The 14,938-nt window shown below is 49.9% G+C and carries 10 protein-coding genes; 7 read left to right on the top strand and 3 right to left on the bottom strand.

Features of this window, described 5'->3' with window-relative positions; translation table 11 throughout:
* Positions 1–104: 104 nt before the first annotated feature.
* Positions 105–752, bottom strand: coding sequence for a hypothetical protein (locus CWE07_RS01410; RefSeq protein ID WP_111568151.1), 648 nt, complete (start codon positions 750–752; stop codon positions 105–107).
* An 85-nt stretch (positions 753–837) separates the two neighbouring features.
* Between CWE07_RS01410 and CWE07_RS01405 the strand changes: the two genes are divergently transcribed.
* The 4 genes from CWE07_RS01405 to CWE07_RS01390 all read left to right on the top strand — a co-directional run bounded on the left by CWE07_RS01405 (position 838) and on the right by CWE07_RS01390 (position 9,232).
* Entirely contained in the window at positions 838–3,297 is a 2,460-nt protein-coding gene (locus CWE07_RS01405) for an alpha/beta hydrolase family protein (RefSeq protein ID WP_111568150.1), read from the top strand.
* A gap of 123 nt (positions 3,298–3,420) precedes the next feature.
* Positions 3,421–4,755, top strand: a complete 1,335-nt coding sequence (locus tag CWE07_RS01400; RefSeq protein ID WP_111568149.1) for a histidine-type phosphatase — start codon at positions 3,421–3,423, stop codon at positions 4,753–4,755.
* Between the two features lie 148 nt (positions 4,756–4,903).
* Positions 4,904–7,774: a TonB-dependent receptor gene (locus CWE07_RS01395; RefSeq protein WP_111568148.1), complete on the top strand. Its 2,871-nt coding sequence runs from the start codon at positions 4,904–4,906 to the stop codon at positions 7,772–7,774.
* A 57-nt stretch (positions 7,775–7,831) separates the two neighbouring features.
* Positions 7,832–9,232, top strand: a complete 1,401-nt coding sequence (locus CWE07_RS01390) for a purple acid phosphatase family protein (RefSeq protein WP_111568147.1) — start codon at positions 7,832–7,834, stop codon at positions 9,230–9,232.
* A gap of 23 nt (positions 9,233–9,255) precedes the next feature.
* On the opposite strand, the gene CWE07_RS01385 is transcribed toward CWE07_RS01390, so the two are convergent.
* On the bottom strand, positions 9,256–9,651 hold the full coding sequence (locus CWE07_RS01385; RefSeq protein ID WP_111568146.1) for a hypothetical protein: 396 nt from the start codon (positions 9,649–9,651) through the stop codon (positions 9,256–9,258).
* A gap of 111 nt (positions 9,652–9,762) precedes the next feature.
* Here CWE07_RS01385 and CWE07_RS01380 point away from each other — a divergent pair, with 111 nt between their 5' ends.
* The 3 genes from CWE07_RS01380 (at position 9,763) to CWE07_RS01370 (ending at position 12,260) form a co-directional block, all read left to right on the top strand.
* Entirely contained in the window at positions 9,763–10,695 is a 933-nt protein-coding gene (locus CWE07_RS01380; RefSeq protein WP_111568145.1) for an isopenicillin N synthase family dioxygenase, read from the top strand.
* 78 nt (positions 10,696–10,773) lie between these two features.
* The gene (locus CWE07_RS01375) at positions 10,774–11,322 is read left to right on the top strand and encodes a thioesterase family protein (RefSeq protein WP_111568144.1); all 549 of its coding nucleotides are present in this window, start codon (positions 10,774–10,776) and stop codon (positions 11,320–11,322) included.
* Between the two features lie 236 nt (positions 11,323–11,558).
* Positions 11,559–12,260 (top strand): hypothetical protein, encoded by a 702-nt coding sequence (locus CWE07_RS01370; protein WP_111568143.1) that lies wholly within the window; start codon positions 11,559–11,561, stop codon positions 12,258–12,260.
* A gap of 79 nt (positions 12,261–12,339) precedes the next feature.
* Here the strand turns inward: CWE07_RS01370 and fadE are convergent, their stop codons facing one another.
* Positions 12,340–14,826, bottom strand: coding sequence for an acyl-CoA dehydrogenase FadE (gene fadE, locus CWE07_RS01365; RefSeq protein ID WP_111568142.1), 2,487 nt, complete (start codon positions 14,824–14,826; stop codon positions 12,340–12,342).
* Between the last annotated feature and the right edge of the window lie 112 nt (positions 14,827–14,938).

The following is a 14,938-nucleotide window of genomic DNA, read 5'->3' as shown; positions in this document are numbered from 1 at the left end:
CACTGCCTGCGCGCAGCCACATATTAATTGATGAATGTCATAGTCTATAAGTACCTAAGCCATCGCTCAAGTGACTTGCACATATTTAACGCCGAGCAAGGCCTTTACCAGCTAAAGCGAAACTCGACACTGGCAACGCTGTAGTCATCATTGTCCTGGTAGCGCAAGCCTACCGCCAGGGTTTCCCAGACCGTCAAAAACGCGCCCACGTGCCAGCGTAACTGGTCGTCGCGTTGACCGTCATGAAACACATAGGCAATCGCGGCTTGGGCTTCAATTGGACCATGGGCTTCACGCAACCCGAACTGGACACCGAAATAATTGCTCTCGTCAATAAATGCGGCATTGGTGTCATCGCTAAGCGGGCGCTGAAAAGTCTCACGCCCCACCAATAACGACAAATCCGCATGCGGGCCTAACTCTGAACGTTCCATATAGCCGACACCGAGCTGTAAGTCTTCGAGCTCAAGAGGGAAGGCAAAGCCGCTCAGGTTTTGACTGAAATCTAGATAGCTGGCGCTAAGGTATATGTTCTCAAGGAGGCGCTGCTCAAAGCGAAAATTGACGTCACTGGCATTGTCATCATAGTCGTCGAAGCGGGCCTGGGCGTAACCTATGACCAGACTGCTGTAAGGTGGCTCGACATATTGTTGATAGGTGCTAAACACCTGGGAATGGGCCATCGCCGCAGGCAACATACAACAGGCACTTAGGGCCCAAGCGGCGCGCTTAAACACTCGATTCAGAGCCATGGGAAAGATTCCTTGTATAAATTTGTTGTAATTATTTGTACAGTGTAGCGGTTAATTAAGTTTATGACAGTATAGGGCTTTACGCATGACAACAAGCAGACAAATAGGTTTTTCTGGGCTTGCAGGGTGGTTACTGGCTGGCGCTACGCTGGGCCTTTCAACCCAAGCCAGCGCGATTGATCGTGATGCGGTGTGGGTCAATCCCATCAACCAGCCAAGTCATTTATCTTGGTACCAGTCATCGCGCGCTGATGCGATTAGCCAAAGCTTAATCCAGCCTTGGTTACAACAAGAAGCAAGTGGTGATGCATTGAGCCAATGGTCGTCGCAGCAAAGTAGCGCGCTTTTGTATGTGCCAATGGGCGTTGATCGGTTTGTACAGGGCACATTGGTGGTGGAAGCTGCTGAACATAGTCGCGTATTCGTCAATGGTCGCCAAATCAACGGTCGCAACGTTGACGGTCACAGCCATTACGAGCTGGCACTACAAACCGGTGATCATCAAGTGTTGGTGCTGGTCGGTGGCGTTGAAGATTGGTCACAGGTTCAACTGGATTGGCAGGGCAAGGCGGATCATGACGTGGTTGATACGACACGCCCTCAAGCGCATCGCCTGTATGCAGAACAACTATTTGATGCGCAAACCACCACCAACGTGTCGTTATCACCAGATGGTGAATATGTGGTGTGGCAACGCCAGCACTTTAGTGAAGCCACTGGCGACAGCCCACAGATGCAGACGCAGCTGTATCATTTAGCCAGTCGAGAGGTGGTATTTGAATGGGCCGATAACGCCAGTCAATTCAGCTGGAGCCCAAATTCCCAGCAACTCGCCTTTATGCGCAATGATCAATTGCACACCATGCAGGTCGGTTCAGGTGACGTCACACGTCAAACCGCAGCCCTTGAACGCCTAAGTAGTTTACGCTGGCTGAATGACGAGACCCTGATGTTTACCTTGATGGAGCGTGAAGACGAGCATGATGGCCAAGTGAAACGCTATCGAGCTTTAGAAGACCGCTGGAACTATTTCCGCCAGCAAGCCGACGTATTTACCTACTCACTCAATGACGGTGTATTGAGCCAGGTAACTGAGTTAGCAGGACGCATCAGCCTACAAGACACGCACGCTGACGGTGACTACGTGCTGGTGAGCCAAAGTTTGGTTGATTACGCTGAACCACCCCACAGTTTAACCCGCTTGCTGCAAATTGAAATTGCCAGCGGCGAGGTTGAAACCATCGGGGAGTACCGTACCTTTAACCAAGCACGCTACGCGCCGGAAGGCTTGTATGTGGTTGCAGGCCCTGAATTTGGTGACGGTGCAGGGCTGGCCCTGAACGATAGTGAGTTAATGGCGAACAACTATGACGGTCAACTGTACCGCGTGAGCATGAATGGTGCTGACGTGACGCCGTTGTCGCGCGATTTTGACCCTGCCATTAGTCAAATCATGCCGACGGCAAACGGCGATTTGGTGGTACAAACCACCGACCGTGACCGCAGTGTGTTGTATCACTTTAATGCGCAGCAAGGGCGTTTTCATCGCGTAGACCAAGTGGTGGATGTGATTGATACCGCTAGTGTCAGTCAGCAAAGCACGCCTCGCGTGGTGTACGCAGGCACCTTGATGAGTGCGCCGCAGCGCACGTATTTTGCTGATATTGGCGATAGCGCTCAGTTACTGTGGGACAGCGCGGATGATGCGTATCGTTTGAATCGCGATGCGAATACCCGTGAATGGAACTTCACCAATGAACGCGGTGACACAATTTATGGGCGTATTTACCTGCCGCATAACTTTGATGAAAGCCGTCAGTATCCAGCGTTGGTATATTACTATGGTGGCACCACGCCGGTTACGCGTAACTTTACCGGGCGGTATCCGTTTAATCTCTGGGCCGATATGGGTTACGTGGTGTATGTATTGCAACCTACGGGCGCGATTGGCTTTGGTCAGGATTTCTCGGCGCGGCATGTGAATGCGTGGGGTGAATATACGACCGACGACATCATTCAAGGCACGCGTCGGTTTATTGAGCAGCATGACTTTGTTGATGCAGATCGAGTGGGTAATTTAGGCGCTTCATATGGTGGGTTCATGACCATGCTACTGGCGACTCAAACCGATTTATTTGCTGCATCGATGTCGCATGCTGGCATTAGCCATATTAGTTCCTATTGGGGCCATGGTTGGTGGGGCTTTGGTTATTCAGGCGAAGCCAGCAAAGGGAGTTTCCCTTGGAATGCGCCAGAGCTGTATCGCGAGCGCAGCCCGTTGAATTTTGCTGACCGAATTAACACGCCGCTGTTGTTAATTCATGGTGACAGCGACACCAACGTACCACCAGGTGAAAGCCACATGATGTATACGGCGCTTAAAATGCTGGATAAAGACGTTGAGCTGGTGGAATTCATTGGTGAAGACCATGCGATAAACCGCCGCACCCCGCGCTTATTATGGTGGCAAACCTACATGGCGTTTTTTGACAAGCATTTAAAAGACGAGCCACAGTGGTGGGATTACCTGTACGCTGACCGCTAGTCAGTTGCTAAAGTTAAAGGGGCCTGCGGGCTCCTTTTTACTTTGCAGCCGAATTATCGTCACAAAACTGACACAGGCAGCTGCTACCGTAAGTCGCTTTATTATCGACTATAAAGGGTTTTCATGCGTACTTCGTTGCTCGTCAGTTTGACCTGTTTGTTTACCGCGCAAGCTACTGCGGTAGATCATATCACCAGCAAAACACCGTATCAGCCACGCCAACATTTCAGCCAGTATGAAGCGCCGCCAAGTGGCTACAGCATTGCCATGGTCCAGCATGTGGCCCGGCATGGGTCGCGCGGACTGTCGAGTGCCGATGATGACGATTTAATGCTGCAATTATGGCAGCAGGCAGAGCAAGAAGGGGCGTTGACAGAACTTGGTCAGCAGCTAGGCCCTGTGTTGGAACGCTTTATCGCAGTGCATGAGAAACTGGGGTACGGCGAACTAAGTACCCTCGGGCGCCAAGAGCATGCACAGATGGCACAACGGATGCTAGCGCGCCATGGAGATTTATTTACCCAAGCGCGACCAATTTTAGTGTCACATTCGGGACGTTCGCGTGCGGCACAAAGCGGCGATGCTTTTGTTGCAGGATTATTAGCGCAAAAACCCAACTTAGCGGTTCATATTGAAGACGCGTACGCCGATGAAAGCACGTTATATTTTCATAAAGCAGAAGGCTCAGAAGGCTATGACGACTATCGTGACAATGACCCCGATTTAGTCGCTGCAATGGCGGAAATAGAGGGTTCAACGCGCACTCACGAGGTAGCGATTCAAGCATTGCAACGTCTGTTTAGCGAAGATTTTGTCGCACGTTTGCACGCTGGAGACTATCAGTTTGTCGCCAAAGCCGATGATGAAGACCAAATTAACAATGCTTTAGATGCATTATTTGCACTCTATGGTTTGTATTCGATTGCGCCTAATTTAGCTGCCGACGACGCCATCGATATGCAACCGTTTCTAAGTGCTGAGCACGCGAGCTGGTTGGCGTACGTGGACGATGCAGATTCATTCTACGGGCGCGGACCAGGGTTTGCAGGCAACGACATCACCTACCGTGGTGCCGATGCGTTATTCAAAGAGATGATGACGCAAATTGAGCAATTGCCGGAGGGGCCTAGCGCCAGTTTGCGCTTTACCCATGCTCAAGTGACCATGCCAATTGCCACTTGGTTGCAGCTCGAACACACTGATTCAGCCGTCACGCCTGGCACGCTATACGACTATGCAACTAATCCGTGGCGGGCCGCACTGGTGTCACCGATGGGGGCGAATGTGCAATGGGATGTTTACCAAAATAGCGTGGGAGATCGTTTAGTCAGAATGCTGCACAACGAAGCCCAAGTGAAGTTTGCAGACGTATGTCAAAGTTATGACCAAATGACCTATTTCTACGCCGTAGAAGAACTCAAGCGTTGCTTGGGTGAATTACATGGTCTTGATTGGTAAACCTTTTTAGCGCTGGCCTTGGTCGGTCAGCGCTACACTCAAGGTTTACTTTGTCATCGGATTGTCATCCAAATTCAGTTTAACCGTCACACAGTCGCTCTACCATGACCTCCCATCTAAAACGTAACCACAACAGATGGGAAATATCATGCGCTCTCACACTCTCTCAAAGACTCGCCCAACGCCTAAGCCGTTTGCGAACAAAACACTGATTGCTTTGACCGTCTCGGCGGTGTTAGCTGGTGCCACCTTTAGTGCAACTGCAGGCCAATCAAGCCAGCCACTGAGCTTAATTTCGGCCTCTGCCCAAACGATCAACAGCCAAGCGATTCGCGGCGAAATCGCTGACCCGCGTGGCCAGTTTGTATCGGGTGCCATCGTGCGCTTGGTTGGAACCAACCGTGAAACGACCACGGATCGTCAAGGTCGTTTTCGTTTTGACGGCTTAGAGGCAGGTGATTACCAACTGACGATTGATTATTTAGGCTACGAGAATCAGCAAATCGACGCTCAAGTGAGTGCCCAAGGCGGTCAATTCATTACCATTAGCCTTGAAGCGTTGCAGGCTGAAGAGGGTATGGAGCGCATTCAAGTATTTGGCGGTCGTGGCGCGCAGGCTCGCGCGCTGAATGCACAGCGTGCAGCAGACAATATTACTTCAGTGGTGTCATCAGATTACCTAGGGCGCTTTCCTGACAATAACGTCGCCGAATCCATGCAGCGTTTGCCTGGTGCTGCTATTCAGCGAGACCAAGGCGAAGGTAAGTACGTGAACGTGCGTGGCGCGCCACTAGAATTCTCAAACGTATCCATTGACGGCGTGGTACTGCCATCACCGGACGGCGGCACACGTGCAATTGATTTAGATACCATTCCAGCCGATGTCATATCAGCACTTGAATTAACCAAAGCCATTACCCCAGATATGGACGCGGACGCGATTGCGGGTAACATCAACATCGTGACTCAAGGCGCACTTGATAGCCGCGGACGCATTTTGCGCGGTCACGTAGCATTAGGTGAGAACGAAAAAGGCAGCGGTAACGCCTATCGCGGCGGTTTAACTTTAGGTGACCGCATTGGTGGTCGCGATGACTTAGGGGTGTTGTTCTCGGTTAACCACAGTGAAACGAACCGGGTTACCGACAACATCGAGCACACTTGGGTGCTGCAAGACAACGGTGCTTACATTCCTGAAACCACAGAATTCAAAGACTACGAAGTCAAGCGTATTCGCACTGGCGCGACAGGTCGTGTCGATTTCCGTCCAAGTGATAATACCCATGTATATCTGTCACACACGTATTCACGCTTTGAAGATAACGAGTATCGCGACACCATTGAAATTTCATGGGATCGCTTTACCCCTGAATCGAACTCGGTGACTGGTGTGTCTGGGCGTACCACGTTTGATAACGAAATTCGTCACCGTACCTTTATTAACCGGATTAACTCAACGGTGTTAGGCGGCCGTCACCATTTTGACAACGCCACGCTAGAATTCTCAGCCGCTTATTCAACGGCATCTCAAGATTACCCGGACCGTGATTACTTGGTGTATCGTGAAACGTCACGTCCAGCCATGGCTTACGATTTTACCAACCCTGATTTACCAAGCTTTGCCATTCTGGATGGTGATAACAACGTGGTCCAGGAGAACTTTGATTTTCCATTAGATTCTTATGCATTTCGTCGTTACGAGCGCCGCTTTGGTGGCAGCGATGAAACCGAGCAGGCATATGCCCTTGATTTAAGCATCCCGTCACAATGGGGTAACGCCTATGTTACCCATAAAGTGGGCGCTAAATTACGCTTGAAGAACAAAGAATCTGACGAAGACCGTATTCGCAATGGCGAAGGTGTGGGTGCCCCAGACTATGCAGATGTAGTGATTGATAAGCGATCAGCACCATTCGATGGGTTCTACAATAACGGCCTTAAAATGCAGCGCAATTTTATTGATTTATACGCGCCAATTTTTGAAAACGAAGATTACTTAGTGCGCACGGCAGCGTCGATCACAGGCGACTACACCGCGGAAGAAGATACCTATGCCGCCTATGCTATGAGCAAAGTGGAGTGGGATCAAACCACGCTACTGTACGGTGTGCGTGTTGAGCATACCCGTACGTCAGGTCAGGCTTCGGAATTTGATGACGATACTGAAACAGCGACGCCGGTATCTGCAAGTAACGACTACACCAAAGTGTTCCCTAGTGCGCATTTACGTCATGAATTAGACAATGGTGTAATTTTACGTGCAGCTTACAGCACTGGCTTAAGCCGTCCTAACTTCGCTGATTTAGTACCATACTTCATTATTGAAGATCGTGTCTCGGGTCGTGGTTCACTGGACATCGGTAACACCGAACTCAACCCAACCTACGCACATAACTTTGACTTAATGGCTGAGTACTATATCGAGCCATTGGGCTTAATTTCAGCAGGTGTATTCTACAAAGACTTGAGCGACCCAATTTTTAAGGCGCGCTCAACGGTTGCTGACGGTCCATTTGAAGGCTTTACCATGGTACGCCCAGAAAATGGTACCTCAGGTGAATTGTATGGTTTTGAGGTGAACTGGCAACAAAGCTTAACCTTCTTACCTGGCGCGTGGTCTGGACTGGGTTTCTTAGTTAACTATACCTACACAGATTCAAGCGCTGAATTGCCGTTCGGTATTGGTAGCACCCAGTTAGCCGGTACCAGTAAACACACCTATAACTTAGGCCTGCAGTACGATACCGAGCGTTTTAGTTCGCAATTGGCCTACAACTACCGTTCAGAGTATGTTGATGCGTTCGACACCGCTGACCCTTCATTGAACGTATTCTGGGACGGTCGTGGCACCCTGGATTTCAGTGCAAGCTTCAGAGTGTCGGACAACTTCACCGTGTTTGCAGAAGCAACCAACCTCACTGACTCTAAAGCAGTGCGTTACCAAGGTGAACGCAGCCGCGTGTATGAGCATGAACAATTTGGCCGTGCTTACATGATCGGTGTTCGAGCTAACTTCTAATCGAGGCTTACAAGGCGCACCTTCGGGGGCGCCTTGTTGTGTTATCAAGGAATCATTATGCAATTAAAACCGACGTATGGAATGTTAGCCAAGCTGGCATTGGTCAGCGCGGTGTTGGCTAGTAGCCCGGCACTTGCAGAGTCTTACCCAGAAGCGAACACGTTAGTACCGGAAGGTATGCAGCGCTATGTTGCCAGTGCCTTCCCGGACCGGATTATTTTGCTACCTGGTCAACACGCGGCAACCGAGCAACGCTTGAGTTGGCGCACAAACACCGCAGTGGAGCGCTCACTGGTGCAGTTAACCGTGGCGCAAAACACCCCCGGATTACACTTAACTGCGCATGAAGTTGAAGGTGAATGGCGTTTAGGGGAAAGCGAAAATGGCCAAGCCCACCATCATGCCGCGGTGTTGAGTGACCTAAAGCCAGACACTTTGTACGCGTACCGCGTGATGGGCCAGGATACCTGGAGTGAGTGGTTTCAATTTAAAACGCCCAAAGCGAGTTTTAGCCCGTCGACTGTGTTGTATTTTGGTGATGCGCAAAACGCTGTGCTGTCGCATTACGCCCGCACAGTACGCGAAGCGATTCGCCGCACGCCCCATGCGGAAGTGATGCTGTATGCAGGTGATCTGGTCAATTCGCGTTACGGTGTGCTTGATGATGAGTGGGGTGAATGGTTTGAAGCGACCGGCTGGATGGGCGCTTCCATGATGCAAGTGCCAGTCACAGGAAACCATGAATTCATTGAAGACGAGCAGGAAGTGCGCCATTTAGTCAGTGCATGGCCTTTACAATTTAACTTACCAACCAATGGCCCGGAAGGGTTGCAGGACACAGTCTACTTCACCGACTATCAAGGCGTACGTTATATTGCCCTTGATTCCACCCAAGCGGTGCAAAGCGTCGATAGTGCGCGTTTACAAGGTGAGTGGCTAAAGCAAGTGCTGGCGGATAATCCGAACCAGTGGACAGTGGTCATTCAGCATCACCCGATGTTTTCTGTGTCGTTAGGGCGCGATAACCCCATATTGCGTCAGTACTGGCAATCAGTGTTTGAAGAGTTTGGTGTTGATATAGTGCTGCAAGGGCACGACCATACCTATGGACGTAGCATGGCGAACGAGCAGGGGCCCGTGTACGTGGTCTCGGTCGCTGGCCCTAAAATGTATTTAGTCAGTGAAAATGCCGAGCAACATATGCTAAGAAATGCCGAAGACGTGCAGCTATTTCAGCACTTAACTTTTACTGAGCAAAGCTTGGAATATCGCGCTTATACGGTGACGGGTGAGCTCTATGATGGCTTCAATTTACATCAGCAAGCTGAAGGCGCGAATCGGGTTGAGAGCATTGACCTAGATGGCGCTGAAATTCGCTGTCAAAACCCAGCGCCGGTGCGAGCCACGCGTTGCTGGAATGGTACTGAACTGATTCACGCGCCAGTTGGCGTCAAGTAAACACGACATTCAATCAAAGCCTGCTAGTCAGGCTTTTTTTGGGCTTTGTCCTGGGGTTTACGCCCATAAATTTTTTCATGGTGCGCGATGCGTGCTTGCTCAGCCTCACGGCGCTTGTCCTGGCGTCGCTCAAGTACGCGCTTATGCACGTATTCACGGCGCATTTGCGTCCGCCGCTGGCGCCAACTTAACGCCAAGCCCAAGAACAAAACTACCCAGGAAAATACGTTCGATACCAGCATCATAATGCGCCGCGTGGTGCGCTCTGTGCTGACATCCATCGGCGGGGTGAAGGTGACAAACAGCTCGTAGAGCAGCGGCAACACAAACAAAATCACAAAAAATAGTGCCAAACTGACGATAAAGGTTCTGAACCAACGCAGCGTCATCAGGGAAGGGTGGCGATTTGGTTTAGTCATGAATTCGTGTGTGCCTCTAACAGCCAGGATATTGTGATGAATCAAGTGTGCCGCTAATCGCAATAGGTTACAATGACCCGCGTCAAAAGATAGTTTAGCAAAGGTATCATTATGAGTTCTATTCCTCATGTAGACATGAGTCAATACGCCAGTGACTTTGAAGGCTTCGTGCAAGCTATTGGCGAAGGTTACGAAGTGAATGGTTTCGTCGCGCTGACCCAGCATGGCATCGATAGCGATATTATTCATAACGCGTTGGATATTAGCCGTGAATTATTTGCGTTGCCAGACGACGTGAAGAAAAAATACCACTTAGCGGGTCAAGGTGGTGCACGTGGTTATACGCCATTTGGTACTGAAATCGCCAAAGACGCTAAGCATGTTGACTTGAAAGAGTTCTGGCATGTCGGTCGTGAAGTTGAAGGCACGCCAAAGTATGCCCAGTTAACCCCAAATGTGTGGCCAACTGAAGTTCCTGACTTCAAGCAGCGCATGCTGACTATCTTTAACGAGCTCGACAAACTGGGCCGTCGCGTGCTGGAAGGTATTGCCGTATACCTAGGCGAAGACCGTGACTATTTTGAAAGTCGCGTGAATATGGGCAATTCAATTTTGCGCCCATTGCATTATCCGCCGATTATTGATGAAGGAACACCGTCAGTGCGCGCGGGCGCCCATGAAGACATTAACGTGATTACCTTGCTGGTTGGTTCGCGCGAGCCTGGCTTAGAGGTCTTATCAAAATCAGGTGAGTGGATTCCAGTGACTATTATTGACGGCGCGATTATTTGTAACGTCGGTGACATGCTGCAACGCTTGACCAATGGTGTGTTGCCATCAACCACCCACCGTGTGGTGAATCCGCCTGCGCCATATAGCCATAAGTCACGTTATTCGATTCCATTTTTCTTGCACTTCAACCCTGACGTGGTGATCGACGCATTGGAAACTTGCTACGGTGAAGACAACCCGAAGCAGTTTCCACCAATTACGGCGGACGAATATTTAACTGAGCGTTTGCGTGAAATCGGCTTAATTAAATAAAAATAGATGTAGTGATAAAACCTGTGTTCAGTGCTGCTATGCTAGCGCACTAACACAGGTTTTTTTTATGAGTAGAATATGAATCTTTTACTGCGCATGGTGTGGATTTTAATCCGCCGTTTCCGCCAGCCCCAATGCCACCCCCTTGATAGCTTACGTGTCCGCTCGCGGGCGTTACCCAATGATTTAGACTTTAATATGCACGTCAACAATGGCCGTTACTTAAGCTTTGCTGACTTAGGGCGTGTCGATTGGTTTGTGCGCACTGGCTGCTTGCAAGTTGCACGTAAGCACAAAGCGATTCCTGTGATTGGTGACGCCAATGCACGCTTTATTCGCCAATTAAAAGCGTTTGACCCTTTTGAGGTCGAGACCCAGCTATTGGGCTGGAACCATAAGTGGGCATTTTTGCAGCATAAAATATATGATGGTCAGAATCGTCTCGCGGCTATTGTGGTCGTGCGCGGTATGTTTTGGCGCAAGCAAGGGGGCATGACCCCAGACAGCTTACTTGAAGCAACGGGGCACGGGCATTTAAGTTCGCCAGAATTACCAGAGTGGGTTGCACATTGGTCGCAAACTTTGGATGAATTAACTGCAGCCGCAAAGGCGGGCGAGGTGACCTAGGCAAAAAAAAAGCGCCCCGGGGGAGGGGGCGCCGTAAGTCACTCTTAACGCAACACATATCAGGGTGTCATCCATGACTAAATTAAGAGTGATGCTCTTGAGCTTGGCTCAGTTGCAGTATCAGAATAGCGGAAAGTGACGCGCTGTGAATGCTGTTTACAGAGTTTTTACCAAGCGCAGGTTCTGGCGTGAGTTAGGCTTAGCATCGCAGGTTGCAACGGCACGAGGACAATAATGTGGAATGGTTAGTCAGTGGTTTAATATTTTTGCATGTGACAAGCGGTGCGGTCGCGCTCGTGACCTTTTGGTTGCCGTTGTTATTGCCCAAAGGGAAGCAAGCGCACCGCGTGACTGGTCGCGTGTTTGCGATCAGCATGATTGTTTGCGGGGTTATTGCAATGGTGCTGGCATCGTTTCATTTGACCTCACCCCAATGGGTCGAAGGCGCTGCGGATACGCGCCTGCAACTTGGTTGGATGATGTTATATCTGGGGTTGTTAGCCACGGTGTTGGTGTTGTTTGGGCTTAAAACCGTACGCAATAAAGGCCGCCATCATCTGTATAAAACCACTTGGATTTTATTCTTACATGGGGCGTTAGCGCTATTAGCCGCTTGGGTGTTTTGGCTTGGCTGGAGTCAGCGCGAACTATTGTTAATTGGCGTCGCGTTTATTGCTTTCTTAATGGTGCCAGGTAATTTACGGTTTATCTTGCGTAAACCTGTAGCGGCCCCTGGAAAGCTTCGCCGTGAATGGCTGTATCAACACTTTACCTCCATGATAGGCGCAGGTATTGCTGGTTATTCCGCATTTTTGTCGTTCGGTGCGGCCATGTATATGCCAACCCATGCGTTTAACCCGTATCTCTGGACTATTCCCACAATTCTGGGTGTTAGCTTCATGATGTGGCTGTCAAAGCGTCAACCACGCTACGATTAATTGCTTTGCAGATTGGCAGTACAAGCAATAAAAAAGGGTCGCTCATCGCGACCCTTTTTACATTCAACAGTTGGTTAGCTTACGCAGCGTCTTGCTCGCTGTCTTTGGCAACGGCAGCTTGCTGTTGCTCAAAGTGACGGCGTGCACCACGACCGGCTAGCAAATCTTCATGGGCGAAGTCGTCGACGTTAATTACTTTCAGGCGACCTTCTTCCGCACGCTCAAGCAATGCAGCTTCTTCCGCGTTAATCACGCCTAGCTCTAAGCCTTTCTTCGCCAGCTGATCTAGCTGGGTAAAGGTGTAGCGCTTTTTCGCTGCTTTACAAATCGTGTCATAAATTGGCTCGACTGCAATAATGTCACGCAATACTTGCTCAACGTAGCCGTATTGACCGCGCTCTGACAAGAATTGGCCGGCACCTAAGCGCTCACGTGCCACGTTCGGGTACATCAGTAAGCGTGCAACTTTATGATCAAGCTTGTCGCTTGGTGCTTTTACAATGCGGCCAAACGGGAACATAGTCGCTTTCAACAATGCACCTACACCACCGAAGTTTTGTAGCAACGCAATTTGCGCTTCCTGCAGCTTGTACAGTGAATCTTGCATCGCCCAATGAACGAATGGCAAATCTTCTTTTGGACGACCTTCGTCTTCAAAGCGCTTCAATACCGCTGAACCAATGAACAAGTAGCTGAGCATATCGCCTAAGCGTGCAGATACACGTTCTTTGCGCTTCAGAGAGCCACCTAACACGCCCATCGCCACGTCTGACATCAATGCCAGGTTCGAGCTAAAGCGAGTCATTTGCTTGTAGTATGCTTTGGTTGAGTCACTGGTTGGGGCGCTGGTGAAAACGCTACCGCCGAAGCCGAAGAATAATGAGCGAGCAAAATTCGAGAATACAAACCCAATGTGACCAAACACAGCCTTATCAAAGCGACGTAAACCTTCTTTCGCATCGTCTAAGTGCGCAGCTTCCATTTCTTCCAGTACATAAGGATGGCAGCGAATCGCACCTTGACCGTAGATCATCATGTTACGCGTTAGAATGTTCGCACCTTCAACCGTAATGGCCACTGGCGTGCCTTGATAACCACGACCTAAGTAGTTATTCGGGCCCAAACAGATACCTTTACCACCGTGTACATCCATTGCATCGTTCATTACCACACGTAACTTTTCAGTCATGTGGTATTTCGCAATGGCTGAAATCACCGAAGGCTTTTCACCTAAATCGATACCTGTGGTAGACAGGCTAGTCACAGAATCCATTAAGTAAGCATTACCGCCTAAACGAGCCAATGCTTCTTCAACGCCTTCCATTTTACCAATTGGTAATTTGAACTGGCGGCGAATGCGTGAATACGCACCTGTCACCAGCGCCAACGATTTTGCACCACCTGCGGAGTTTGAAGGCAGTGTGATAGCACGACCAACCGACAAACACTCAACCAGCATACGCCAGCCTTTGCCCGCCATTTCCTGACCACCAATGATGTAATCAAGAGGAATAAACACGTCGTTTCCGCGGATAGGACCGTTATGGAAAGGCACGTTTAATGGGAAGTGGCGACGGCCAATTTCCATACCTTTGGTGTCACGCGGCAACAACGCAGCGGTAATACCCAATTCTTTCTTATCGCCAATCAAGCCATCTGGGTCGTACATTTTAAATGCCAGACCAACGACAGTCGCGATAGGCGCCAAGGTAATGTAACGCTTGTTAAAGTTAAGCTTGATACCGATGATCTCTTCACCGTTAAACTCACCTTTACATACTACACCGCTATCTGGAATAGCGCCCGCGTCTGAACCCGCTTCCGGACTGGTTAACGCGAAACATGGGATTTCTTCACCAGTGGCTAAGCGCGGTAAGTAGTGGTCTTTTTGCGCTTTAGTACCATAGTGTTGCAACAACTCGCCCGGACCTAACGAGTTAGGTACACCAACGGTTGACGCCAATACGGTGCTAACACCTGCAAGCTTTTGCAGTACGCGAGATTGCGCGTACGCAGAGAACTCTAAACCGCCGTATTCTTTCTTGATGATCATCGCAAAGAACTTATGATCACGCAGATACTGCCATACTTCTTGTGGCATATCGGCGTCTTCATGTGTCACTTCCCAATCGTTCAACATCGCGCAAACTTCTTCACACGGGCCGTCTAAGAAGGCTTGCTCTTCTGCGCTTAAACGCGGCGCAGGGATGTTGTGCAAGTTTTTCCAATCTGGGGCGCCACGGAATACTTCGCTTTCCCACCACACAGTACCTGCGTCGATGGCGTCTTTTTCAGTTTGCGACATCTCCGGCATGATCTTGCGGTACGTAGCTAACATCGGCTTGGTAAGTACAGACTTACGCACAAAGCCAAGGTTCAATGGCAACAATAGAACAGCAGCGATAATCCACAATACCGTCAATGTGGTGCTACCAAAAATGCTCAAGCCAGTAGCGATACCTAGCATCACGACCGTGCCTAAGGTGAAAACGCGCAGTGAACTGCGGTGATATAACATCGCGCCAAGCACTAGCAAGGTAGCGATGATCCAGATTGCGACACTCATGTTGTTTACTCCAATTTCGAGGTCTGACCAGTAACCTTCAAGGTAGAACAAAGCAGACCAGTTTGCAAGTTCACAAACCCCTGCTAAAGGGAATATTTTCTGCTTAAAAGCA

The organism is Aliidiomarina maris (assembly GCF_003987335.1).
In the GTDB taxonomy this organism is placed as follows: Bacteria; Pseudomonadota; Gammaproteobacteria; order Enterobacterales; family Alteromonadaceae; genus Aliidiomarina; species Aliidiomarina maris.
This window is presented reverse-complemented; position numbering and strand designations above follow the sequence as displayed.